This window comes from Quadrisphaera sp. KR29 (genome assembly GCF_052644995.1).
Genome location: NZ_JBQXXG010000006.1, coordinates 111,015 through 134,106, shown reverse-complemented (window position 1 = coordinate 134,106; position 23,092 = coordinate 111,015). Strand labels below are relative to the sequence as shown.

Here is a 23,092-nt window from a genome sequence, read left to right as displayed (position 1 = left end):
TCAGCCGGCCGCGGCCCTGGCGAGCTCGCGGCGCTGCGCCAGCAGCTGCTGGACCCACGCGGCCACGGGCGCGGCGCCCGGGTCCTCGCGCAGGCTCGTGAACGCCACCGGGCGCTCGCCGCGCAGCGCGGTCGCGTCCCGGTCCATGACGCCCAGGTCCGCACCGACCAGGGGGGCGAGGTCGGTCTTGTTGATGACGAGCAGGTCGGAGGTGATGACGCCCGGTCCGCCCTTGCGGGGCACCTTGTCGCCGCCGGCGACGTCGACGACGAAGACCTGCGCGTCCACCAGGCCGTAGCTGAACGTGGCGGTGAGGTTGTCGCCGCCGGACTCCACGAGCACGACGTCAGGGTGGAAGCTCTCCTCCAGCTCCTCCACGGCGTCGAGGTTCATGGCGATGTCGTCGCGGATGGCGGTGTGCGGGCAGGCGCCGGTCTGCACCGCGGTGATCCGCTCGGCGGGCAGCACCCCGTGGCGGACGAGGAAGTCGCCGTCCTCGGTGGTGTAGATGTCGTTGGTCACCACGGCCATGTCCAGGCCCGCGCCCTCCGGGCCCAGCGCGCGGCACAGCGCGGCGACCAGCGCCGTCTTGCCCGAGCCCACCGGGCCGCCGATGCCGATGCGCAGCGGCGCCGACGGCGGGCGGCGCGGGGTGGCCACCGGCGCGTGGGTGTGGGGGACCCCGGCGGCGTGGGCCCGGGCGTGGGCGTCGTCGTCGTGCGGGTGGGGGAGGGGGTTGCCGAACCGGTCCTGCGGCGCGGGGTGCGTGTGCGGGGGCTCGGTGAAGCGCCGGTGCGCCTCCACGTCCGGCCGGGCGGGGGTGTGGTCGAGGTCGGGGGTGCGCTCGGCGCCGGTGGGCTGGGGGTCCACGGGGTTCCTTCCGGGTGGGTCAGGAGGCGAAGAGCTTGTCCTGGCGCGGCGCGTGCCGGGTCACCAGGAGGTCGCTGAGGGGGTCGGACTCGGCGGGGGGCTCCTCGCCGCGCGCGACGGCGCCGGCGGCCGCGGCGGCCAGGGCGTCCTGCAGCGGGCCGAGGGAGGCGAGCACCGCGGCGACGGTGACCGGGTCCAGCCCGAGCAGGCGCGCCGCGGCCGTGGCCGGGGCGGTCCCGGTGAGGTACAGGGCGACCAGGGCCGCGTCGCGGGGGGAGCCGCCGCCCGCCGCGGCGGCGACCCCGACGGCCAGCGGGTGGTGGGGGGCGCGGGCGACCTGGCCCAGCGCCGCCCACGCCGCGGAGGGCCAGGCCACGGAGGCCACGCGGACCAGGCCGCGCCCCTGCGCCCGGGACGCCTCGCGCGCGGCGGGCGCCAGCAGGCGCACCTCCGCCTCGCCGTCCAGCGCGCGCAGCTGCTCGGCCCCGGGCGCAGAGCAGGCGGCCGCGGCGAGGTGCGCCGCCACGACGCCCGCGGTGAGAAGGCGGCGGCGCAGCAGGGTGCCCAGGGAGGCCTCGTCGCGCACGTACCCGTCGAGCACCGCCTGCTCGGTGCCGGCGGAGTGGGCGTGCCCGCCCGCGGGCAGGCGGGAGTCGGCGAGCGCGAGGAGTGCCGCGAGCGTCACGCGGGTGGCCGTTCGTCCATGATCACGGTGGGGGTGCGGCTCAGAAGAGGAAGTACCGCTGGGCCATGGGCAGGGCTCGTGCGGGGGACTCCTCCACCACCTCGCCGTCGATGCGCACCGTGAACGTGTCGGGGTCCACCTCGATGCGGGGCAGGGCGCCGTTCTGGGGCATGTCCGCCTTGGTCAGCCTCCGCACGTCCTTGACCGCCACGAGCCGCCGCTGCACCCGCAGCCTGTCGGCGAGGTCGTGCTCGAGGGCGGTCGGCGCCACGAAGTGCACCGACGTCGCCGCGGCCACGGCGGGCGCCGCCCCGAACATCGGGCGCGGCAGCTGCGGCTGCGGGGTGGGGATCGAGGCGTTGGCGTCGCCCATGGCCGCCCAGGCGATGAAGCCGCCCTTGAGCACCAGGTGGGGCCGCACCCCGAAGAACGCCGGGTCCCACAGGACGAGGTCGGCGAGCTTGCCCGGCTCCACCGAGCCGACCTCGCCGTCCAGCCCGTGGGCGATGGCCGGGCAGATGGTGGTCTTGGCCACGTACCGGCGGGCCCGCAGGTTGTCGTCGCCGTCCGGGCCGCTGCGGTCACCGGCCAGCGCCCCGCGGCGCACCTTCATGGCGTGCGCGGTCTGCCACGTGCGCAGCACCACCTCCCCGATGCGGCCCATCGCCTGGGAGTCCGAGCCGATCATCGAGATGGCGCCCAGGTCGTGCAGGACGTCCTCGGCGGCGATGGTGCTCGGCCGGATGCGGCTCTCGGCGAAGGCGAGGTCCTCCGGGATCCGCGGGCTCAGGTGGTGGCAGACCATGAGCATGTCGAGGTGCTCGTCGATGGTGTTGACGGTGTGCGGCCGGGTCGGGTTGGTGGAGCTGGGCAGCACGTTCGCGTGCGAGGCGACGGTGATGATGTCCGGTGCGTGACCGCCCCCGGCGCCCTCGGTGTGGTAGGCGTGGATGCCCCGCCCGGCGATCGCCGACAGGGTCGACTCCACGAAGCCGGCCTCGTTGAGGGTGTCGGAGTGCAGCGCCACCTGGATGCCGTGCTCGTCGGCGGCGCGCAGGGCGGCGTTGATGACGGCCGGGGTGGAGCCCCAGTCCTCGTGGAGCTTCAGCCCCGAGGCGCCCGCCAGCAGCTGCTCCTCGATCGCCGCCGCCGAGGTGGTGTTGCCCTTGCCCAGCAGCGCCACGTTGACGGGCCACCCGTCCATCGCCTCGAGCATGAGCGGGGTGTGCCACGCGGGCGTGACCGTGGTGGCCTTGGTGCCCTCCGCGGGACCCGTGCCGCCGCCGACCAGCGTGGTCGTCCCGTTCCCCAGGGCCTCGGGCACGACCTGCGGGCAGATGAAGTGGACGTGGGAGTCGACGGCGCCGGCGGTGAGGACCTTGCCGTTCCCGGCGATGACCTCCGTCGACGGGCCGATGACGAGGTCGGGGTGGACCCCGTCCATCGTGTCGGGGTTGCCGGCCTTGCCGAGCGCCACCACGCGGCCGTCGCGGATGCCGACGTCGGCCTTGACGACCCCCCAGTGGTCCAGCACCACCGCGCCGGTGATGACGGTGTCCAGCGCCCCCTCGGCGCGGGTGGTGCGGGCCATGCCCATCGACTCGCGGATGACCTTGCCGCCGCCGAAGACCGCCTCCTCCCCCGAGCGGCCGGGGCCGCCGCAGCGGTCCTCCTCCACGCGGATGAGCAGGTCGGTGTCGGCCAGCCGGATCCGGTCCCCGGTGGTGGGCCCGAAGAGGGCGGCGTAGCGCTCGCGGGACAGCTCGGCCATCAGGCGCCGCCGTCCGGGCGGGGCTCGGGGTCGGGGCGGCCGGGCGCCTGCCCGTCCAGGCGGCCGGGGGCGGGCACCGTCAGCCCGGGCACCACGCGCGCCCCGCCGATCGGCACGAGCACCACCTCGCGCTCGACCCCGGGCTCGAAGCGGACGGCGGTGCCGGCCGGCACGTCCAGGCGCAGCCCGTGCGCCGCCGTCCTGTCGAAGGCCAGCGCGGTGTTGGCCTGCGCGAGGTGGAAGTGGGAGCCCACCTGCACCGGCCGGTCACCGGTGTTGACGACGACGAGGGTGGTGCGGGGGGCTCCGGGCAGCGTGGTGACGGGCCCTGCGCCCTCCTCGACGAGGACCTGCCCGGGGTGCCAGCCGGCGTCGGCGGCGCTCACGGGATGGGCTCGTGGACGGTGACGAGCTTGGTGCCGTCAGGGAAGGTCGCCTCGACCTGCACGTCGTGCAGCATCTCCGGGACGCCGTCCATGACGTCCTCGCGGGTGAGCACCTCGCGGCCGGCCGCCATGAGGTCGGCCACGGTGCGCCCGTCGCGGGCCCCCTCCAGCACGAAGGAGGTGATGACCGCGACGGCCTCCGGGTGGTTGAGCCTCAGGCCCCGCTCACGCCGCCGCCGCGCCAGGTCGGCGGCGTAGCTGAGCATCAGGCGCTCGGTCTCGTGCGGGGTCAGCAGCACGCGCCGACGCTAGCCGAGCGGGCTGCCCCGCGGGGAGGTCGGCGGGCAGGTCGGCGGGCTGGTCGCCCGGCTGGTCGCCGGGACGCCCGGAGGCCAGCGGAGCGACCAGGTGCAGCGGGGGCACGCCGATGCGGCGCCGGCGCCGCATCCGCGGTCCGAGCCAGCCCTCGACGGCCACGCCGGCGCGCACCACGAGCACGCCGAGCAGCGCGCCCGCGAGCAGGTCGCTGAACCAGTGGAACCCCAGGTACAGCGACACCACCGTCATCACGGTGCTGGGCACGAGCACGGCCACCAGCGCGGTGGAGCGGCGGATGCGGGTGCTGCGGGCGCGGGCCACGAGCAGGACGACCAGGGCGGCCGCCGAGGCGGCGTTGGCCCCGTGGCCGGAGGGGAAGGCCTGCCCGCCGGGCACGAACAGGGAGGGGTCGCCGCTGACCGCCAGGCCGCGGGCGAGGGTGAACTTGGCGACGGCGATGACGACGTTCATCGCGAAGATCGTGCCGAGCACGAGCCACAGCGAGGACCAGCTGCCCCGGCGGCGGCACGCCCACAGCGCGGCCGCGACGACCACCGGCGTCACCAGCCACCGCTGGCCGGTGTGGTCGAGCACGTGCGCCGCGACCAGGTCCGGTCCGGTGTGGGGGAGCGCGGCCATCCAGGCGTGCACCCGCACGTCGACCACGGTGGTGAGGGGGCCGCCGAGCAGGAGGTCGACCAGGACGCCGAGCAGCGCGACGCCGGCGAGCAGCGGCCAGCGGACCGCCAGCCAGGAGGCCAGCGCCTCCCGGTGCTCGCCGGACCCGCGCAGCGCGTCTGCACGCAGGCCGAGAGGCATCGGATCAGTCGTCACAGTCCCTTGTTACCCGTTTCACATGAACGGAACCTGTCAGAAGTGGTCGCCCTGAGTCACGATCCGACAACGATGGACTGCCCCGCCGTGGACACCACCAGGCCGGTGGTGCGGACCTCGACGCCCGTGACCTGCTGCGAGAACGGCAGCTGCTCGAGCGGGACCTGGAAGGCCAGCCGGTCGCGCAGACCGCTCAGCACCGAGCGTGACAGGCGGTCGAGCAGAGCGCTCCCTGAGTCGAGCCGGCGCGGCACGGCGCTGACGCCGCCGGCCTGCGCCGTGAGGTCGACCAGGGCGGACAGCGAGACGTCCTGACCGAGCACCCGCGCCGTCCCGGTGACCCTCAGCGCGCCCTGATCGGGGGCCACCGACAGCGGCGGCTGGCGCTGGCCCAGCACCCCGTTGAGCACGGGGTAGGCCAGGCTCGCCGTGGAGGTGGCGCGCTCGACCTCCACCCGGTCCACGCGCCCGTCCGCCAGCTCGCGCAGGGGCACGACGACGCCGGACAGGTGCGCGTCGACCTCCTCCACGCGCAGGTCCCCGGCGGGCACCCCGCGCGCGACGACGCGGACGTCCTCGTAGCGCCCCCGCAGCGCCTGCGGCACGAACCAGCCGCCGCGCACCTCGACGTCCACCCCGCCGGTCGCCCCGGTCTGGCGCGCGACCTCCACCGCGACCCGCTCCTGCACGGAGGTCCGCACGGCCGCGTCCACGAGCGGGGCCGCCACGACGGCGCCGCCGGCGATCACCGAGACCACCACGAGGGTCAGCAGCAGCCGGCGCAGCACCCCGGCATCGTCTCAAGGCCCCTAGCCTCCCGGCATGTCCCTGCTCGACGTCCTGCTCGGCCGCACCGCGCCCACCGGGGACGAGGCCGCCGCGCTCGCCGCCTGCCTGGACTCCCCGCTGTGGGTCGCCAGCGTCCTCGACGGCGCCCCCTACGCCGACGTCGAGGCGCTGCTGGAGCAGGCCGACGCCGCCGCCCGGGCCCTGCCCGGCGAGGCGGTGCTGGCGGCCCTGAGCACCCACCCCCGCATCGGGGAGCGCCCCGCCGGCGACAGCGCCCACGCGCGCATGTCGCGCCTGGAGCAGTCCGGCGTGGCCAGCGACGCGGACACGCAGGAGCGGCTGGCCGCCGCCAACGCCGCCTACGAGGCCCGCTTCGGGCACGTCTTCCTCGTCCGCGCCGCCGGGCTGACCTCCCAGGAGGTGCTCGCGGCCCTGGAGGCCCGCCTGGGCAACGACGCCGCCGCCGAGCTGGAGGTCGCCGCCGACCAGCTGCGCCAGATCGCGCTGCTGCGCCTGCAGGCCGCCTTGGCGGCCTGATCCACGGCTAGCCTGCCGCCGCATGGGCCTGAGCACGCACGTCCTGGACACCGCCTCCGGGGCGCCGGCCGCGGGCGTGCCGGTCTCCCTGTCGCTGCTGACCGGCCCCAGCGGTGAGCAGGCGTGGACGCCGCTGGTCACCGCCGCCACCGACGACGACGGGCGCGCCGTGCTCCTGCACGACGACCCCGCCCCGGGCACCTACCGGCTGCTGTTCGACACCGCGGCGCGCAGCGGCTTCTTCCCCGAGGTCGCCGTCGTCGTCGTCGTCCCGCAGCAGGACGATCAACGCGGGCTGCACGTGCCGCTGCTGCTGTCCCCCTTCGGCTACACCACCTACCGCGGGAGCTGACGCGCCGATGACCGACCCCGGCGGCCACGAGCTGACCTGGAACCAGTACGGCAAGGCCGAGGTGCGCCTCGTGCACGTCGAGCGGGCCGCCACCGGTCACGCGGTGCGCGACCTGGAGGTCACCACCGCGCTGCGCGGGGACTTCGGCCCGGCCTACACCGACGGGGACAACTCCCGCGTGCTCACCACCGACGCCCAGAAGAACACCGTCTTCGGGACGGCCCGCGAGACCGGGGTGGGCGAGCCGGAGGCCTTCGCGCTGGCCGTGGCCGGCCGGCTGCTCGCCGCCTGCCCCGCCGCCGACGTCGCCCGCGTCGCCGTGCGCCGCTTCCCCTGGTCCCCGCTGGGGACCGGCGGGCACGCCTTCACGCGCACCGGCTCCCACGTGGTGGTCGCCGAGGCGGAGGTGCCCCGGGGCGGCGCCCCGCGCCTGCTCGGCGGCGTCGAGGAGCTCGTCGCCCTCAGGACGACGGGGTCGGAGTACCACGGCTTCCTGCGCGAGCGCTTCACCACGCTCGCCGAGACCGACGACCGCCTGCTGGCCACGCGGGTCACCGCCCGGTGGCGCTACGACGGCGCGGCCGCCGAGGGCGCCGACCACGCGGCCGTCTCCGACGGTGCGCTCGCGGCCCTGCTGGACGCCTTCGCCGGGCACCGCTCCCTGGCCCTGCAGCAGACGCTGCACGTCATGGGCTCCGCCGTCCTGGACGCCCGCCCCGAGCTGGCCGAGGTCACCCTGTCGCTGCCCAACCAGCACCACGTCCTGCAGGACCTGGCCCCCTTCGGCCTGGACAACCCCGGCGCGGTCTACCGCGCCGAGGACAGGCCCTACGGCCTCATCGAGGGGACGGTCACCCGCCGGTGATGGACGACCTCCTCGCCCGGCTCGACGAGCGGCTCGCCGACCTCGACGCCGCGCTCGCGGCGCCCCCCGTCCAGCAGCCGGTGCCGCAGCCGGTGCACACGGTGTACGTGGCCGCTGACGCCGGTGACGACGCCACCGCGCAGGAGTGGGGCCGCCGCGCCCTGGGCCTGCTCGCCCGCCACGCCCCCACCGCCGCCGCGCTGGCGGCGGCCACCGGCCTGGACGTCGACGACGACGACCGCGAGCGCCTGCTGCAGCTGCTGCGCACCCGGCCGGTGGCCGACCTGCGCCTGGACCTGGAGGACGGCTACGGCCCGCGCGGCGACGCCGAGGAGGACGCCCACGCCGACGCCGCCGGGGCCGCGCTGGCGCGGGTGGCGGGACGGCGCCTGCGCGGCCAGGTGGCGCCGGTCAGCGCGGGGGCCAGGGTCAGGTCCTTCGAGGCGGGCACCCGCCGGCGCGCGGTGCGCACCCTGGCCCGCGTGGTGGCCTCCCTCGTGGCCACCGCCGAGCGCGGCGCCGGCGCCCCGGAGGTCGAGCTGGGGGCGCTGCCCGGCCACCTCGTGGTGACCCTGGCCAAGGTCAGCGACCCCGTGCAGGTGGCCGCCCTGGCCGACGTCCTGGACGCCCTGGAGGACGCCCACGGCCTGGACCGGGGGTGGGTGCGGGTGGAGGCGCAGGTGGAGGTGCCGGCGCTGGTCGTCGCCCCCGACGGGCGCGCGGCGGTGGCCCGCTGCCGCGAGGCGGCCCGCGGCCGGCTCACGGGCCTGCACTACGGCACCTACGACTTCTCGGCCGCCTGCGGCGTGCCGCCGGCGGCCCAGGCGCTGGACCACCCCCTGGCCGACCACGCCAAGGCCGTGCTGCAGCTGGCCACCGCCGGCACCGGGGTGGCGGTCAGCGACGGGTCCACCAACGCGCTGCCCACCGGCGGCCCTGACGGCTCCGACACCGCCCAGGTGCACGCGGCGTGGGCGCTGCACGCCCGCCTGGTCACCCGCGCGCTGGACCGCGGCCTCGTGCAGGGCTGGGACCTCCACCCCGGTCACCTCGTCACCCGCCACCTCGCCAACCTCGTCCACGCGCGGGCGGAGCTGCCCGAGGCCGAGCGCCGGCTGGCCGCCTGGGTGGCCGCCACGGTCCCGGCGGACGGCGGAGGCGCGGCGGACGGCGACGGCGCCGCGGACGGCGTCGCCGACGAGCCCGCCACCGCCCAGGCCATGGCCCGCCTGCTCGTGCGCGCCGACGTCGTCGGCGCGCAGGGGCTCGCCGACAGCTCCCGGCGGGTGGGGCTGGACGAGGCCGCGCTGCGGGCGCTGGCCGGCCGGAGGGTCGCGTGAGCGGGCTCGACCTCCTCGTCCTGGCCGAGCGGGCCGTGCTGCCCACCCCCCGCGGCCCGGGTGTGCGCGCGGCGGCGCTGGGCGTGCGCGACGGGCGCATCGCCGTCGTCACCGCCCTCGACCGGCGCGGGGAGCTGCCGGCGGCGCGCCAGGTGCTCGAGCTGGGCGACGACGAGGTGCTGCTGCCCGGCCTGGTGGACACGCACGTGCACGTCAACGAGCCCGGCCGCACGGCCTGGGAGGGCTTCGAGACCGCCACCCGCGCCGCCGCCCTCGGCGGGGTCACCACGGTGGTCGACATGCCGCTGAACTCCGTGCCCGCGACGACGACGGCCGCGGCCCTGCGGGTCAAGCACGAGGCCGCGCGCGGGCGGGTGCACGTCGACGTCGGCTTCTGGGGCGGAGTCGTGCCGGGGAACACCGGCGAGCTGGCCGGGCTCGTGGCCGGCGGCGTCTTCGGCGCCAAGTGCTTCACCGCGCCCTCCGGCGTGGCCGAGTTCGAGCACGTCAGCCCCGCCCAGCTGCGCGAGGGCCTGGCCGAGCTGGCGCGGCTCGGCTCCCCGCTGCTCGTGCACGCCGAGGACCCGGCGGTGCTCGACGAGGCGGCCGCCGACGTGGCCCGGCGGGTGGCCGGCGGGGCGGACCCGCGCAGCTTCGCGCTCTTCCTCGACTCCCGGCCCGCGGCGGCGGAGGACTCCGCGGTGGCCGACGTCGTCGCGGCGGCCCGGGAGCTGCGCGCTCTCGGACCGCACGGGGCCCGGGTGCACGTGGTGCACCTGGCCAGCGCCTCGGCGCTGCCGCTGGTGGCCGCCGCCCGCGCCGAGGGCCTGCCGGTGACGGCGGAGACCTGCCCGCACTACCTCGTCCTCGACGCCGCCGCCGTCCCCGACGGCGCGACGCAGTTCAAGTGCTGCCCGCCGGTGCGCTCGGCGAGCACCCGGGACGCGCTGTGGGCGGCGCTGGAGGCCGCGGTGCTCGACTCGGTGGTCTCCGACCACTCCCCGTGCACGCCCGACCTCAAGCTGCTCGAGCCGGAGGGCAGCGGGGACTTCCTGGCCGCGTGGGGCGGCATCGCCAGCGTCCAGCTGGGCCTGCCCGTGGTGTGGACCGCCGCCCGCGAGCGCGGCGTGCCGCTGGAGCGGGTGGTCGCCTGGATGGCGACCCGGCCCGCGGCGCGGGTGGGCCTGGCCGGGCGCAAGGGGTCCCTGGCCGTCGGCGCCGACGCCGACCTCGTGGTGCTCGCCCCGGAGGAGGAGCTGCTCGTGGAGCCCGGGATGCTCGCCTTCCGCAACCGGACCACCCCCTACGCGGGGCGGCGGCTGCGCGGGGTGGTGCGCTCCACCTGGCTGCGGGGCGAGCGCGTCGACGGCGCCGACGCCGCCTCGGGCCCGCGCGGGCGGCTGCTGCACGCCGCCGGCGGCGTCGTGGAGGATGACCCGGCGTGAGCAGCGCAGCCCCGGCCCCGACGCCGGCCCTGACGGACCTCGCCAGCCGCGCCCTGGGCGGGGTGGTGGTGACCTGCAACGACCAGTTCTACGCCGACGCCTCCAACCTCTTGCTGCCGCACGCGGCGCGCTTCGACCCCGACGCCTACGACGCCAAGGGCAAGGTCTACGACGGCTGGGAGACCCGGCGGCGGCGCACCGTCGGCGACGACTGGGTGGTGGTGCGCCTGGCCGCGCCCGGGGTGGTCGAGCGCGTCGACGTCGACACGGCCTGGTTCACCGGCAACTTCCCCGCCGCGGCCACCGTGCACGGGGCCCGGCTGGAGGGCTTCCCCGGCCCGAACGACGTGTGGGAGCTGCCCGAGCACGTCTGGCGCCCGCTGGCGCCCCGCACGCCACTCACCGGTGACGCGGTGACGTCGCTGCCGGTCACGCCCGAGGGGGCGCCCGAGCTGGCGGGCCGGCGCGTCTCGCACGTGCGCCTGACGATCCACCCCGACGGCGGCGTCGCCAGGCTGCGGGTGCTGGGCCGGCCCGTGCCCGACCCCGCGCTGCTGACCGGCACCGTGGACCTGGCCGCCACCGAGAACGGCGGGCGGGTGCTGGGCTCCTCGGACGAGTTCTACGGCTCCGCCGACCACCTCCTGGCCCCCGGCCGGGCCGCGACCATGGCCGACGGGTGGGAGAACGCCCGCCGCCGCGACGGGGGCCACGACTGGGTGGACCTGCAGCTGGCCGGCGCCGGGCGGCTGCGCCGGGTGGAGGTCGACACGACCTGCTTCGTGGGCAACGCCCCCGGCCGGGTGGTGCTGCGCGGGGCCGACCTGCGCACGGGCGGGGCCGCCGGGGCGGGCGACCCGTCGACGTGGCCGGTGCTGCTCGACCTGCGCCCGCAGCCCGACACCCGCCACGTCGTCGCCGTCGGTGCCGCGGCCCGCGAGGGCGCGGTGACGCACGTGCGCCTGGAGGCGCACCCCGACGGCGGCCTGAGCCGCCTGCGGCTGTGGGGCGAGCTCGACGACGCCGCGCTGGCCGCCGCCGCCCGCCGCTGGGAGGAGACGGGGCGGTGAGCCGCGCCGGGGCCTGAGCAGCGCGGAGCGGGCCTCGGGGGCGCGCGCCGCAGCGTGCACCGGTCTGTGCGCTGCGTCACAGCCGCGTCACGGTGCTCGCCCTGGGGGTGCGCGCCTGGGCGGCGAGCCTGTACGAAGGGGCCCTCGGCGGGCCTCCGCCGGCCGCTTCGAACCCTCCGGAGGACCCCCCATGCAGCGCTCACCGTGGTCCCGCCGGCAGTTCCTCGGCGCCCTGGGCGCCGGTGGCGCCGCCGCGCTCGGCGCCGGCTCGCTGGCCGGCTGCTCCAGCTCCGGCTCCGGGGGGTCGGGCGGGTCCGGGGGCTCCGGGGGCGGAGGCGGCCTCACCTTCACGCTGTGGGGCGGTGACGAGGAGGTCGCGGCGTTCCAGGCGGTCGCCGACGCCTTCCAGCAGGCCGAGGGCATCACGGTCACCCTCAACCAGCTGCCGTACACCGAGGTGCTGCCCTCGGTCGACTCCCGCCTGCAGGCGGGCGACCCGCCGGACCTGTTCCGGGTCTCCTACATCGACATCGGCAGGTACACCACCCTCGGGGTGCTCGCCGACATCTCCGACGCCCTGCCCTCCGGCTTCGCCGACGCCTTCACCCCTGCCCTGTGGACGGCGGTGCAGGACCCCGACGGCCGTCCGGTGGGCGTGCCCCACCACACCGACTGCAGCGCCATCGTCTACAACGCCCCCGCCTTCGCGGCCGCGGGCGTCACCGTCCCCACCTCCCTGGACCAGGCGTGGACGTGGGAGCAGTTCCAGCAGGTGCTCACCGAGGTCAAGGGCGCCAACGGCGGCACCTACCCGGTGGCGATCAACTGGCAGGCCGCCGGCGCCTACCGCTGGCTGAGCTTCCTCGCGCAGGCCGGCGGGTCGGTGTTCAACGACGACCTCTCGCAGGTGACCGTCGCCTCCGACGCCGGCCGCAAGGCGCTGGCCTACACCCAGGGCCTGTACACCTCCGGCCTGCACGACCCGACCTTCCTGGTGCAGGCGGCCAACTACCCCGACGAGGCCTTCCCCACCGGCCAGCCCCTCTCGATCGCCACGGGCGACTTCAACCTGCCGTCCCTGGTCTCCACGGCCACGGAGTTCGAGTGGGGGGCCACCTACCTGCCCCGCGACGTCGCCGCCGCGAGCGACCTGGGCGGCAACGCCGTGGTGGTGCCCGACGGGCCCAACGCCGAGGACGCCGCCAAGTTCGCCGCGTTCCTGGCCAACGCCGAGAACATGAAGAGCTTCTGCGAGGCGACCACGGTGCTGCCCACCCGCAGCGACGTCACCGACCTCACCTACGCGGTGCGGCCCGACCTCATGCCGGTCTTCGTGGAGCAGGCCACCACCATCCCCGAGAGCCTCGTGGCGGCCAGCACCTCCCCGGTGTTCACCCAGGTCAACCAGGCACTGCAGCAGCAGCTGGAGGGGGCCTTCGCCGGCGGCGCCGACGTCGACTCCACCCTCGACGCCCTCCAACAGGCGATCGAGCAGGCGCTGCAGCAGCAGGCCTGACCCGTGGCCCTCATCGGGTCTGCAGCGGCCCTGCAGGAGGCCCCGCGCGGGCAGCGGGGGTCCGGGCGGCGCACGCGCCGGCGCGGGGAGGCGCTGGCCGGGCTGGCGCTGGCGGGCCCGGCGCTGCTCGTGTTCGCCGTGTTCATGTTCGTGCCGCTGGGCATGACCGCCTACTACTCCCTGACGCGCTACACCGGCTTCGGGCAGCCGCGCTTCCAGGGGCTGGAGAACTTCACCCAGATCGCCTCAGACCCGCTGTTCTGGCGAGCGCTGGCCAACACCGCGGTCTTCACCGCGATCAGCGTGCCGCTGAGCGTGCTGGGCGGCCTCGGCCTGGCGCTGCTGCTCAACCGGGCCCTGCCCGGGCGGGGCCTGCTGCGGGCGCTCTTCTACGTGCCGGTGGTCATCTCGGCGGTCTCGGCCGGCATCATCGCCCGCTGGATCTTCAACGAGAACTTCGGCGTGGCCAACCGGCTGCTGGGCGCGCTGGGCCTGCCCGAGGTCGGCTGGCAGACCTCCGGGCCGGCCGCGCTGGCCTCGGTCATCGCCGTGCAGGTCTGGACGAGCCTGGGCTTCGCGATGGTCGTCTACCTGGCGGGGCTGCAGGGCATCAGCGGGGAGGTCTACGAGGCCGCGGAGCTGGACGGCGCCGGGCGCTGGCGCGTGCTGCGCTCGATCACGTGGCCCCTGCTCGGTCCGACGACCTTCTTCATCCTCGTGTACATGGTCATCACCTCCTTCCAGGTCTTCGACGTCGTGGTGATCATGACGGGCGGCGGCCCGCAGAACGCCACGACCTTCCTGGTCAACTACGCCTACGACGCCGGCTTCGAGCAGCGCCGGCAGGGCTACGCCGCGGCCCTGGGCGTGGTGCTGTTCGCCATCGTCATGGTGCTCACGCTGCTGCAGTGGCGCGCAGGCCGCCGGAGGGACCTCGCATGACCGCCTCCACCAGCACCCGCGCCGGCGCCCGCCGCGCCCCGGTCAGCGCGGACGCCGGGCGCGCCCCGCGGCGCAGCAGCCGCGCGCCCTCGCGCCGCGGCGTCGAGCGCCGCGTGACGGGCTGGCGCCTGACCGCGGCCGTGCTGCTCGCCGTCGTCGTCATCTTCCCGCTGTACTGGATGGCCGTCACGGCGCTGTCCAGCCCCGGAGCCCTGACGCGGGCCGACGCCGCGCTGTGGCCGACCGAGCTGCGCTGGGAGAACTTCACCCGCCCGCTGGAGCAGTTCCCGTTCCTGCGGTGGGCGCTGAACTCGGCCACCATCGCCGTCATCTCGGTGGCGCTCACGGTGGTCATCAACCTGGCCGCGGGCTACGCCTTCGCCAAGCTCGACTTCCCGCTGAAGAACACGCTCTTCTTGATGATCATCGGCACCCTCATGATCCCCGTCCAGGTGATCATGGTGGCGCAGTTCCAGCTGGTCATCGACCTCGGGCTGGTCAACACCCCCACCGGCGTGGTGCTGCCGCGCCTGGCGGAGGCCTTCGGGCTGTTCATGGCCCGCCAGTTCATGGACGCCATCCCCGACGAGCTGCTCGAGGCCGCCCGCGTGGACGGCGCCGGGGCCCTGCGCACCTTCACCGCCATCGTGCTGCCGCTGAGCAAGCCGCTGGTCGCCGTCCTGGTGATCTTCACGTTCATGTGGCGCTGGAACGAGTTCATCTGGCCGCTCATCGTGCTGCCCGACCCCGACGCCTTCACCCTTCCGCTGGGCCTGCGCTTCCTGCAGCAGCAGTTCGGCAACGACTACGGCTCGCTCATGGCGATGTCGCTGCTGTCGATCCTGCCGATGCTGCTCGTCTTCGCCGTCTTCCAGCGCTACTTCGTCGAGGGGGTCGCCCGCAGTGGGCTCAAGTGAGCCGCGGACGCAGGCCCTGCAGCGCGCCGCCGGCGCCTACCGCGCCGCGCTGGAGGCCACCGGCACCCTCACCGAGTGGCCGCTGACGGGCTACGACACCACCGGCGTGCCCGTGGTCGCCACCGCGTGGGACGGCCCCGGGGGCCCGGAGGCGGGCGGTGACGCCCACGGCGTCGGCTACGGCGCCACCGAGGTCGAGGCCCAGGTCGGCGCGCTCGGCGAGCTCGCCGAGCGGGTCGCGCTGGCGCCCCGCCTCGGCGGCCTGCTGCGGGGCGCCCGGCGCGCCTCCCACGCGGAGCTGGTGGCCGAGCTCGGCGCCGGCGGCGTGGTCGACCCCCTCGAGCTGGTGCTGCCCGCCGGCTCGCCGTACGCGGCCGACCAGCCGCTGGACTGGGTGCCCGCGGTGCGCTGGCGCACCGGCGAGCAGGTGCTCGTGCCCGCCGACGCCGCCGCCTTCGACACCTCCCTGCCGCCGCCCGGGGGGGCCGGCCAGCTGTTCACGCCCGTCTCCAACGGCCTGGGCGCCGGCGCCGGGGACGACGCGCTGGTGCGCGCCGTCGGCCACGGCCTGCTGGAGCTGCTGCAGCGCGACGGCGACACGGTGAGCTTCAAGGCGCTCGACACCGGCGTCGTCGTCGACGTCGACGCCCTCGCCGCCGCGGAGGCGGCCACCGGCGACGCCGAGCTGGCCGGGGTGCTCGCGCAGCTGCGCGCCGCGGGCACCGAACCGGTGGTGAAGCTGGCCGAGTCAGACCTGGTGCCCGTCGTGTTCTGCCACGGCAGCCACGAGGCGCCCGGCACCCCGCCGATGGCCGTGGGCGCCGTCGGCGAGGCAGCCCACCCCGACGCCGCGCTCGCGGTGCGGAAGGCGCTGCTGGAGCACGCCTCCTCCCGCGCGCGGCGGGTGTTCGCCTTCGGGCCGCTGGCCGACATCGCCCGCCTCAGCCCTGACTACTGGGCCCTCGAGCAGCGCCGGCCCGTGGGGGAGCAGGAGGAGCGCGCGCTGCACGCGGCCGCCGCGTGGGCGGGCCTGGACGTGGCGGGCGTGCGCGCCGCCGTGGAGCCGGCCTTCGGCCGGCGCACCCGCACGGTCGGAGCGGACGAGCTGCAGGCGCTCTCCGTGCCGGGGGGTGGCAGCGGCCGCGGGGAGCTCGGCCCCGCCGCGCTGCTCGAGCTGCTCCTGGAGCGGCTGGACGCGGCGGGCGGGCCCGACGTGCTGGTGGTCGCCTCCGCGGAGGCGGACGGTGCAGCCGGCGGGGTGCGCTCGGCCAAGGTGGTGGTCCCGGGCCTGGAGGTGGAGACCCTGTCGTACGGACGCATCGGGGAGCGGGTGGCGCGCCGCCTGCTGGAACGCGGCGACGGGCCGGGCGCCGACCTGCTCGCCCGCTCCGCCGGGCCGGGCCGGGCACCGGTGAGGCTGACGCCGCAGGCCACCGAGCGCCTCGGCGGCCCCCTGTGGTGGGACGCCGCGCGCGCTGCGGAGGTCCTCGGCCCGCTGTACCCGCTGTACCGCGAGCCCCGCCGCCACGCCCCGCAGCGGCTGGGGCTGGCGTGAGCGCCGCCCCGCCCCCGGCCCTGGAGCTGCTGCGCCGCTCCCAGGACAGGGACCTGCCCACCGAGGGCATCCCCATGGCCCTCGCCCTGCTCGACGAGACCGGCACCGGCGGGACCGCCGGCGAGCGGCCCCCGGCGCCGGCGCCGTCGCCGGCCGACGCGGCGCTGGTGGCGCACCTCGACGCGCTGCGCGCCGAGCTCGCGCCCACCCAGCGCGACGGCGACCTCGGGGTCATCGCCTCCCTGGTCACGGCCGCTGCGTTCCACGAGGCCGAGCACCTGGGCGCCCCGGCACGGCCGCCGGCCCCCGCCCCTCGGCCTCCGTCGTCGTCGTCCTCGCCCGGGGGAGCGGCCCGGCTGGGGTGGCGGCGGCACCGGGAGGCGCTCGCGGCCGGCCGGGTGCTGCGGGTGGTCAACTACCACAACACCCCCGAGGAGGGCCGCGACGGGCTGCGCGCCGAGCTGGCCCGGTACGCCGAGCACTGGGTGGGGGTCGGCTGGCAGGACCTGCTCGGCTTCTTCGCCGCGGGCGCCTGGCCCGACGAGCGGCCGCGCTTCGCCCCGGTCTTCTACGAGGGGTACGCCAACTCCGCCTCCGTCGCCGCGCCGGTCTGCGAGGAGCTCGGGCTGACGGGGTGGTTCCCGGTCTGCACCGGCTTCCTCGACTGCCCGCCGGCGCAGCAGGAGCTGTTCGCGCGGTCGCACTTCATCGCCGTCGCCCCCGGCGAGCGCGACGGGCGGCGCCTGGCCATGACGCCGCAGGAGGCCGCCGCGCTCGCGCGGCGGCACGTGGTGCTCCCGCACACCTCCTCCCACGACGGCATCGCCGAGACGGCCCTGGACCCGGCGACCGGGGAGGACGACGCCGCCCGCGAGGTGGCCGGGCCGCTGCGCCTGCTGCAGGAGTGGACCGGAGGGCGGGCGGCGCCGGCCACCGCGTGGATGGGCGGCACGCCGTGGGGCCTGCACCCCGGCCACGACGACGCCGTCCTCGCCGCCGGCCACCAGCTGGTCATCAGCAACACCGCCGTCCAGCGGGTCGCGGTGGGCGCCTAGGGTCGTCGGCCGTGCCCGAGGCCCGCCCGACCGCCAGCGCGCCCGAGCGCCCCGCCGTCGTCGCCGTCGTCGGGCCGACCGCCACCGGCAAGTCCGACCTGGCGGTGGAGCTGGCCCTCGCGCTGGACGGCGAGGTGGTCAACGCCGACGCCTCCCAGCTGTACCGCGGCATGGACGTCGGCACCGCGAAGCTCGCCGTGCCCGAGCGCCGCGGCGTCCCCCACCACCTGCTGGACGTGCTCGACGTGCGCGAGGAGGCCCGCGTCGCGGCCTACCAGCGCGCTGCGCGGGCGGCGCTGGCCGACGTGGTGGGGCGCGGGCGCACCGCCGTCCTCGTCGGCGGCTCGGGGCTCTACGTGCGCGCCGCGCTGGACGAGCTCGCCTTCCCCGCGACCGACCCCGCGGTGCGGGCGCGGCTGGAGGCCGAGCTGGAGGCCGCCGGCCCCGGCGGGGAGGCGCTGCTGCGGGCGCGGCTGGCGGCGACCGACCCGGCGGCGGAGGCCGCGATCACCCGCGGGAACGTGCGCCGGGTGGTGCGCGCGCTGGAGGTGGTGGAGGTGACCGGCCGCCCCTTCAGCGCGAGCATGCCCGAGCGGCGCTACAGCCCCGCCGTCGCCGGGCTCGGCCGGGTGGTGCAGCTGGGCCTGCGCGCCGACCGGGAGGTGCTGCGCGAGCGGATCGCCGCGCGGGTGGCGGCGATGGAGCGCGCCGGGCTGGTCGCCGAGGTCGAGCGCCTCGCCGCCCACGGGCTGCGCGAGGGCCCCACCGCCAGCCGCGCCCTGGGGTACGCCCAGCTGCTCGACGCCCTCGACGGGCGCTGCACCGTCGAGCAGGCCCTGGAGGCCACCGTCCACGGCACCCGCCGGTACGCGCGCCGGCAGCTGTCGTGGTTCGGCGCCGACCCGCGGGTGCGCTGGCTGGACACCGACGCGCTGGTCGCCGGCGGCGGGCGCGCCGCGGTGCTCGCGACGGCGCTGGCGGCGCTCGCCTAGGCTCACCCGCGTGACCAGCACCTCCGCCGCGGCTCCGCACAGGCTGGCCTTCACCAAGGGCCACGGCACCCAGAACGACTTCGTGCTGCTCACCGACCCCGACGGCGACCTGCCGCTGGACGCCGTGCTGGCCGCGCGCCTGTGCGACCGCCGCGCCGGCGTGGGGGCCGACGGCGTCATCCGCGCCGTGCGCAGCGACGCGCTGCCCGAGGGCGCCGCCGCCCTGGCGGACGACCCCGCCGCCACGTGGTTCATGGACTACCGCAACGCCGACGGGTCGCTGGCCGAGATGTGCGGCAACGGCGTGCGGGTGCTGGTGGCGCACCTGCTGGCCGAGGGGCTGGTGGAGGAGGCCGAGGTGCGCTCGGGCGCGGGCCTGGCGGTCGGCACCCGCGCGGGGGTGCGGTACGTGCGCCGGGTGCGCGGCCCCGAGGGGCAGGACTGGCTCGCCGTCGACATGGGCCCCTGGCACCTGGTCGACCCGGTCGGCGCCGCCGAGCGCGGCGCCGACGCCGAGGTGGGCGTGCACGGGCTGGACGGCGTGCGCCGCCCGGGCCTGTCGGTGGACGTCGGCAACCCCCACACCGTGGTCGCGCTGGCCTCCGCCGCGGAGCTCGAGGCCGCGGACCTGGTGCGCGCGCCCGAGGTCGACCCCCCGCCGCCGCACGGCACCAACGTCGAGCTGGTCATCGTCGAGGACGCCGTGGGCCGCGCCTCGACCTCGGGGCAGCCGCTCGGGGTGATCCGGATGCGCGTGCACGAGCGCGGCTCGGGGGAGACCCGCTCGTGCGGCACCGGCGCGTGCGCCGCGGCGCTGGCGGTGCGCAGCTGGGCCGGCGGCGCCGCGGCGGGGGCGCCGGAGCGGTGGCTGGTGCACGTCCCCGGGGGCACGGTGGCCGTGCGCGCCCTGGAGGGGCAGCGGGTGGAGCTGGCGGGCCCTGCGGTCCTGCTGGCCCGCGGCGAGGTGGACCTCGGCCTCCTGCAGGGCTGAGGCGGGCCGGTGCCCCGGCTGGTGCCTGAGCCGGCGCCCGGGCTGGTGCGCGCGTCGGGTGGAGGGCGGCGCCGAGGGGCCTCCCGCGACGCGCCGAGCAGCGCGACACGCCGGGCGTGACCCCACCGTGATGTGACGGGATGACACTTCTGGGGCAGGAGTGCACCAGTGCCCGACATCGCCGCGATCGTCTGGGCTGTGGGGGTGACGACTTCAGCCAAAGTGGTTGCTGGTCACCCTGCGTCAGGCAACGCTTGACCCAGGGCAACGGGGGGAGTGGTCGCGGTGGACGGCAAGGCCGGGGTGGGCGGGCTGCTCGACGTGCGCACGCGGGCTGCCGTGGCGGTGCTGGCGGCCGTCGGCGACCACCGCGCCGACAGCGACGAGCGCCTGCGCCGCCGCGAGCGCCTGCTGCACCAGCTGGCCATGGAGCGGCAGCGCCGGCAGCGCCGCCTCAGCCGCAGCGCGTGACCTCCAGCACCCGGTAGCCCTTGCGGGACCCGGTGCGCCGCGCCGTCCAGCCGTCGCCGCCGGCCGCCTGGCGCTGCTCGCCCTGCTCGCCGACCCAGCGCAGCAGGGAGTCGGCGCCGAGGTCCTTGGCCACCACCAGGTGCGCCTGCGCCCCGGGCGCGAGCACCGGCAGCCAGCGCAGCAGCAGCGCGTGCAGCGCCGGCTTGCCGATGCGGATGGGCGGGTTGGACCACAGCGCGGCCACCCGCACGCCGTCGTCGACGTCCTCGGGGGCCGCGGTGCGCACCCCGCCCAGGCCCAGCGAGGCGGCGTTGGCGGCGGTGAGGTCGCGGGCGCGGGCGTTGACGTCCACGGCCCACACCCGGCGGGTGGCCGGGTCCGGCGAGCGCAGCGCCATCGCGAGGGCCAGCGGCCCCCAGCCGCAGCCGACGTCGAGCAGGTCGCCCTCGGCCGGCGGGTCGGGCACGTGGTCCAGCAGCACCGCGGTGCCCAGGTCCAGGCGGTCGCCGCTGAACACCGAGGGGGCCGTCACCAGCTCCAGCTCGCGCCCGTCCAGGCGCACGCGCAGCGGGCGGCGCTCGTCGGCGGTGGCGGGCGAGGCGCTGAAGTAGTGCTCGGGCTGCTCGCCGTGCTGCTCGTCGGGCTGGTCTGGCACTGCGGGAGGCTACCCGCGGCAGCGCGGTGCGGCAGAACACCCGCGACGGCGGAAACACCGTCGACGCCGCGGGCGTTGTGAGGAACAGTGGGCGGCTCGCAGGCAGCGAGCCGCACGACCCAGGAGGCGCATGACCACCACGGCCCAGTCCACCCGTCCCGCTGACGACGCCGTCAGCCGCATCCTCGCCCGCCACGGCGGCGCAGGGCCGGACGGCGCGGACGACAGGGACTACGACGGCGACCAGCTCGACCTCGAGGAGCGCCACGCCCTGCGGCGCGTCGGGGGGCTGGCCAGCGAGCTGTCGACCGAGCTCAGCGACGTCACCGAGGTCGAGTACCGCCAGCTCCGCCTGGAGCGCGTGGTGCTGGCCGGGGTGTGGTCGAGCGCGACCGCGTCGGCCGAGGACGCCGAGAACTCCCTGCGGGAGCTCGCGGCGCTGGCCGAGACGGCCGGCTCGACGGTGCTCGACGGCGTGCTGCAGCGGCGCGACACCCCCGACCCGGGCACCTGGCTCGGCTCGGGCAAGGCGAACGAGCTCAAAGGCGTCGTGTCCGCCGCCGGCGCCGACACGGTGATCGCCGACGGCGAGCTCTCGCCCTCCCAGCGCCGCGCGCTGGAGGACATCGTCAAGGTCAAGGTGATCGACAGGACCGCCCTGATCCTCGACATCTTCGCCCAGCACGCGAAGTCCAAGGAGGGCAAGGCCCAGGTCGAGCTGGCGCAGCTGGAGTACCTGCTGCCGCGCCTGCGCGGCTGGGGCGAGTCGATGTCCCGCCAGGCCGGTGGCCGCGTCGCCGGCGGTGAGGGCATCGGCTCCCGCGGACCGGGTGAGACCAAGATCGAGCTCGACCGGCGGCGCATCCGCACGCGGATGGCCAAGCTGCGCCGGGAGATCAAGGAGATGCGGCCCGCCCGCGAGACGCGGCGCCAGTCGCGCCGGCGCGGGGCGGTGCCCAGCGTGGTCATCGCCGGGTACACCAACGCCGGCAAGTCCTCGCTGCTCAACCGCCTCACCGGGGCGGGCGTGCTGGTCGAGGACGCGCTGTTCGCCACCCTGGACCCGACGGTGCGCCGCGCCGAGGTGCCGGACGGGCGCACGATGACGCTGTCCGACACCGTGGGCTTCGTCAGGTCGCTGCCCACGCAGCTGGTGGAGGCGTTCCGCTCCACCCTGGAGGAGGTCGGCGAGGCCGACGTCCTGCTGCACGTGGTCGACGCCTCCCACCCCGACCCGGAGGGGCAGATCTCCGCGGTGCGCGACGTGCTCGCCGAGGTGGGCACGCACGGAGGGGACGGGCCCGTGGAGGTCGTCGTCCTCAACAAGTGCGACCAGGCCGACCCGGAGGTCGTCTCGCGGCTGCTGCGCCGCGAGCGCGGCTCGGTGGTGGTCTCGGCGCGCACCGGCGAGGGCGTGGAGGCGCTGCGCGAGCGCATCGCCGAGGTGCTCCCGCACCCGGAGGTGCTCGTCGACGTCGTGGTGCCGTACTCGCGCGGCGACCTCGTCTCGCGGGTGCACTCCACCGGCGAGGTGCTCTCCACCGAGCACACCGAGGCCGGCACGCGCGTGGTCGCGCGCGTGGCGCCGCACCTGGCCGCTGAGCTGGGGGCCCCCGCTCCCGCCTGAGCCGCCGGCCTCGGTCGGTGATCATGCAGAAGACCCGCACCTCCACCTCGGCGGTGCGGGTCTTCTCCATGATCGCCGACGACGACGGGCGCGAGCCTGTGGACGGCCGCAGCGCGGGGTGCGCGCTTCCGGCCAGCATCCGGGGGTGCCTCGGCAGTCGGACTTCCCCGCAGACCTCGAGCGGCGTCCCTTCACGGTCGTCGAGGCGCTCGCTCGCGGGGTGTCGGCGCGCGTGCTCGAGGGAGCGCGCTTCCGGACGCCCCACCGCGGCGTCCGCGTGCCCGTCGCCCTCGCGCCGTCGCGAGCGGTGGACCTCGTCGCGGCCTCCCTCGCGCTACCGCCGCACGCCGCCTTCAGCGGGTGGACCGCCGTCGAGCTGACGGGCCTTCCCACTCCGCGGACCCGCCGCGACCCCGGCGCAGGCCGCATCACGGCCGCGGCTGCCCGCGGCGCGCCGATGAGGATCGCCGGCATCGTCTGCACCACGGGGCTGGACCCCGAGCGCGTCCGCACGACGTGGGGCGGGCGCTTGGAGGACGAGGTGCTCCCCCTCCTGGCTCCCGGTGTGCGCGGCCTGCGCGTGCAGGAGCCCGTGGACGTCTGGTGCGAGCTCGCCCCCGGCCTCCCGCGCGTCGACGGCGTCGCCCTCGGCGACGCGGTGCGGCGGCACTGGGCGTCCGAGGCGGACCTCGACGCGGCGGTGGCGGCGCGGGACGGCAGGCCCGGCGTGGTGGCGCTGCGCGCGAGGCGGACCGAGGTGCGCTGGCGGGTCGACTCCCCGATGGAGACCGAGGTCAGGCTCCTCCTCGTCGACCAGGGCCTGCCGGAGCCGCGCTGCGGGCACCCGCTCCGGGAGGGCGGCGTCTTCTACGGCCTCGTCGACATGGCGTGGGTGGCGCAGCGGGTCGTGCTCGAGTTCGACGGTGACGTCCACCGCACGGAGCGCGGCCAGTGGCAGCGGGACAAGGCCAGGAGGCGCCGCCTGCGGGACGCGGGGTGGACCGTCATCGAGGTGGTGGCCGACGACGTGCGCCGCACGCCCCTGGAGCTGGTCGACCAGGTGCGTCGAGCCCTGCAGGCTGATCGCGCCGTGTGATCATGCAGAAGAC

General features: G+C 76.9%; 24 protein-coding genes. 16 read left to right on the top strand and 8 right to left on the bottom strand.

Features of this window, described 5'->3' with window-relative positions:
- The 7 genes from ureG to ACUN9U_RS07485 all read right to left on the bottom strand — a co-directional run bounded on the left by ureG (position 1) and on the right by ACUN9U_RS07485 (position 5,652).
- A complete protein-coding gene (ureG, locus tag ACUN9U_RS07515) occupies positions 1–660 on the bottom strand; it encodes an urease accessory protein UreG (protein ID WP_445484409.1) in 660 nt (219 codons plus the stop codon).
- A gap of 229 nt (positions 661–889) precedes the next feature.
- Positions 890–1,555: an urease accessory UreF family protein gene (locus ACUN9U_RS07510; RefSeq protein WP_445484317.1), complete on the bottom strand. Its 666-nt coding sequence runs from the start codon at positions 1,553–1,555 to the stop codon at positions 890–892.
- Between the two features lie 40 nt (positions 1,556–1,595).
- Entirely contained in the window at positions 1,596–3,326 is a 1,731-nt protein-coding gene (locus ACUN9U_RS07505; protein ID WP_445484316.1) for an urease subunit alpha, read from the bottom strand.
- Entirely contained in the window at positions 3,326–3,712 is a 387-nt protein-coding gene (gene ureB, locus ACUN9U_RS07500; protein WP_445484315.1) for an urease subunit beta, read from the bottom strand. Before ureB ends, ACUN9U_RS07505 begins: the two co-directional genes overlap by 1 nt.
- Positions 3,709–4,011 (bottom strand): urease subunit gamma, encoded by a 303-nt coding sequence (locus ACUN9U_RS07495; RefSeq protein ID WP_445484314.1) that lies wholly within the window; start codon positions 4,009–4,011, stop codon positions 3,709–3,711. The genes ureB and ACUN9U_RS07495 overlap by 4 nt, the downstream gene beginning before the upstream one ends.
- Positions 3,938–4,849: a phosphatase PAP2 family protein gene (locus tag ACUN9U_RS07490; protein WP_445484313.1), complete on the bottom strand. Its 912-nt coding sequence runs from the start codon at positions 4,847–4,849 to the stop codon at positions 3,938–3,940. Before ACUN9U_RS07490 ends, ACUN9U_RS07495 begins: the two co-directional genes overlap by 74 nt.
- A gap of 71 nt (positions 4,850–4,920) precedes the next feature.
- Positions 4,921–5,652, bottom strand: coding sequence for an LmeA family phospholipid-binding protein (locus ACUN9U_RS07485; protein ID WP_445484312.1), 732 nt, complete (start codon positions 5,650–5,652; stop codon positions 4,921–4,923).
- A gap of 34 nt (positions 5,653–5,686) precedes the next feature.
- On the opposite strand from ACUN9U_RS07485, the gene uraD reads away from it, so the two are divergent.
- The 14 genes from uraD to ACUN9U_RS07415 all read left to right on the top strand — a co-directional run bounded on the left by uraD (position 5,687) and on the right by ACUN9U_RS07415 (position 19,701).
- Complete coding sequence (uraD, locus tag ACUN9U_RS07480) at positions 5,687–6,190, top strand: 2-oxo-4-hydroxy-4-carboxy-5-ureidoimidazoline decarboxylase (RefSeq protein WP_445484311.1); 504 nt, start codon at positions 5,687–5,689, stop codon at positions 6,188–6,190.
- Positions 6,191–6,212: 22 nt separating this feature from the next.
- The gene (gene uraH, locus ACUN9U_RS07475) at positions 6,213–6,542 is read left to right on the top strand and encodes a hydroxyisourate hydrolase (protein ID WP_445484310.1); all 330 of its coding nucleotides are present in this window, start codon (positions 6,213–6,215) and stop codon (positions 6,540–6,542) included.
- A 7-nt stretch (positions 6,543–6,549) separates the two neighbouring features.
- Positions 6,550–7,407, top strand: a complete 858-nt coding sequence (pucL, locus tag ACUN9U_RS07470) for a factor-independent urate hydroxylase (RefSeq protein ID WP_445484309.1) — start codon at positions 6,550–6,552, stop codon at positions 7,405–7,407.
- Positions 7,407–8,747, top strand: coding sequence for a DUF6986 family protein (locus tag ACUN9U_RS07465; protein WP_445484308.1), 1,341 nt, complete (start codon positions 7,407–7,409; stop codon positions 8,745–8,747). Before pucL ends, ACUN9U_RS07465 begins: the two co-directional genes overlap by 1 nt.
- Positions 8,744–10,192 (top strand): allantoinase AllB, encoded by a 1,449-nt coding sequence (allB, locus tag ACUN9U_RS07460; protein WP_445484307.1) that lies wholly within the window; start codon positions 8,744–8,746, stop codon positions 10,190–10,192. The genes ACUN9U_RS07465 and allB overlap by 4 nt, the downstream gene beginning before the upstream one ends.
- Positions 10,189–11,262: an allantoicase gene (alc, locus tag ACUN9U_RS07455; protein ID WP_445484306.1), complete on the top strand. Its 1,074-nt coding sequence runs from the start codon at positions 10,189–10,191 to the stop codon at positions 11,260–11,262. Before allB ends, alc begins: the two co-directional genes overlap by 4 nt.
- 190 nt (positions 11,263–11,452) lie before the next feature.
- Positions 11,453–12,778, top strand: coding sequence for an ABC transporter substrate-binding protein (locus ACUN9U_RS07450; RefSeq protein ID WP_445484305.1), 1,326 nt, complete (start codon positions 11,453–11,455; stop codon positions 12,776–12,778).
- 3 nt (positions 12,779–12,781) lie between these two features.
- The gene (locus tag ACUN9U_RS07445; protein ID WP_445484304.1) at positions 12,782–13,720 is read left to right on the top strand and encodes a carbohydrate ABC transporter permease; all 939 of its coding nucleotides are present in this window, start codon (positions 12,782–12,784) and stop codon (positions 13,718–13,720) included.
- Complete coding sequence (locus ACUN9U_RS07440) at positions 13,717–14,637, top strand: carbohydrate ABC transporter permease (protein ID WP_445484303.1); 921 nt, start codon at positions 13,717–13,719, stop codon at positions 14,635–14,637. Before ACUN9U_RS07445 ends, ACUN9U_RS07440 begins: the two co-directional genes overlap by 4 nt.
- Entirely contained in the window at positions 14,624–16,192 is a 1,569-nt protein-coding gene (locus tag ACUN9U_RS07435; protein ID WP_445484302.1) for a YcaO-like family protein, read from the top strand. The genes ACUN9U_RS07440 and ACUN9U_RS07435 overlap by 14 nt, the downstream gene beginning before the upstream one ends.
- Positions 16,189–17,247: a hypothetical protein gene (locus ACUN9U_RS07430; RefSeq protein ID WP_445484301.1), complete on the top strand. Its 1,059-nt coding sequence runs from the start codon at positions 16,189–16,191 to the stop codon at positions 17,245–17,247. Before ACUN9U_RS07435 ends, ACUN9U_RS07430 begins: the two co-directional genes overlap by 4 nt.
- 11 nt (positions 17,248–17,258) lie before the next feature.
- Entirely contained in the window at positions 17,259–18,239 is a 981-nt protein-coding gene (miaA, locus tag ACUN9U_RS07425; RefSeq protein ID WP_445484300.1) for a tRNA (adenosine(37)-N6)-dimethylallyltransferase MiaA, read from the top strand.
- A 10-nt stretch (positions 18,240–18,249) separates the two neighbouring features.
- A complete protein-coding gene (dapF, locus tag ACUN9U_RS07420) occupies positions 18,250–19,230 on the top strand; it encodes a diaminopimelate epimerase (protein WP_445484299.1) in 981 nt (326 codons plus the stop codon).
- 285 nt (positions 19,231–19,515) lie between these two features.
- The gene (locus tag ACUN9U_RS07415; RefSeq protein ID WP_445484298.1) at positions 19,516–19,701 is read left to right on the top strand and encodes a hypothetical protein; all 186 of its coding nucleotides are present in this window, start codon (positions 19,516–19,518) and stop codon (positions 19,699–19,701) included.
- On the opposite strand, the gene ACUN9U_RS07410 is transcribed toward ACUN9U_RS07415, so the two are convergent.
- Positions 19,685–20,356: a class I SAM-dependent methyltransferase gene (locus ACUN9U_RS07410; protein ID WP_445484297.1), complete on the bottom strand. Its 672-nt coding sequence runs from the start codon at positions 20,354–20,356 to the stop codon at positions 19,685–19,687. The genes ACUN9U_RS07415 and ACUN9U_RS07410 overlap by 17 nt on opposite strands.
- Positions 20,357–20,486: 130 nt before the next feature.
- Between ACUN9U_RS07410 and hflX the strand changes: the two genes are divergently transcribed.
- A complete protein-coding gene (hflX, locus tag ACUN9U_RS07405) occupies positions 20,487–21,983 on the top strand; it encodes a GTPase HflX (RefSeq protein WP_445484296.1) in 1,497 nt (498 codons plus the stop codon).
- A gap of 145 nt (positions 21,984–22,128) precedes the next feature.
- The gene (locus ACUN9U_RS07400; protein WP_445484295.1) at positions 22,129–23,079 is read left to right on the top strand and encodes a DUF559 domain-containing protein; all 951 of its coding nucleotides are present in this window, start codon (positions 22,129–22,131) and stop codon (positions 23,077–23,079) included.
- Positions 23,080–23,092: the final 13 nt, after the last annotated feature.

What these genes read in the sequence shown, in the direction of transcription:
- ACUN9U_RS07465 (WP_445484308.1), top strand. Translation starts at nt 7,407, where the DNA reads ATGGACGACCTCCTCGCCCGGCTCGACGAGCGGCTCGCCGACCTCGAC.
- uraD (WP_445484311.1), top strand. Translation starts at nt 5,687, where the DNA reads ATGTCCCTGCTCGACGTCCTGCTCGGCCGCACCGCGCCCACCGGGGAC.
- ACUN9U_RS07490 (WP_445484313.1), bottom strand. Translation starts at nt 4,849, where the DNA reads ATGCCTCTCGGCCTGCGTGCAGACGCGCTGCGCGGGTCCGGCGAGCAC.
- ACUN9U_RS07440 (WP_445484303.1), top strand. Translation starts at nt 13,717, where the DNA reads ATGACCGCCTCCACCAGCACCCGCGCCGGCGCCCGCCGCGCCCCGGTC.
- ACUN9U_RS07450 (WP_445484305.1), top strand. Translation starts at nt 11,453, where the DNA reads ATGCAGCGCTCACCGTGGTCCCGCCGGCAGTTCCTCGGCGCCCTGGGC.
- pucL (WP_445484309.1), top strand. Translation starts at nt 6,550, where the DNA reads ATGACCGACCCCGGCGGCCACGAGCTGACCTGGAACCAGTACGGCAAG.
- ACUN9U_RS07505 (WP_445484316.1), bottom strand. Translation starts at nt 3,326, where the DNA reads ATGGCCGAGCTGTCCCGCGAGCGCTACGCCGCCCTCTTCGGGCCCACC.
- uraH (WP_445484310.1), top strand. Translation starts at nt 6,213, where the DNA reads ATGGGCCTGAGCACGCACGTCCTGGACACCGCCTCCGGGGCGCCGGCC.
- hflX (WP_445484296.1), top strand. Translation starts at nt 20,487, where the DNA reads ATGACCACCACGGCCCAGTCCACCCGTCCCGCTGACGACGCCGTCAGC.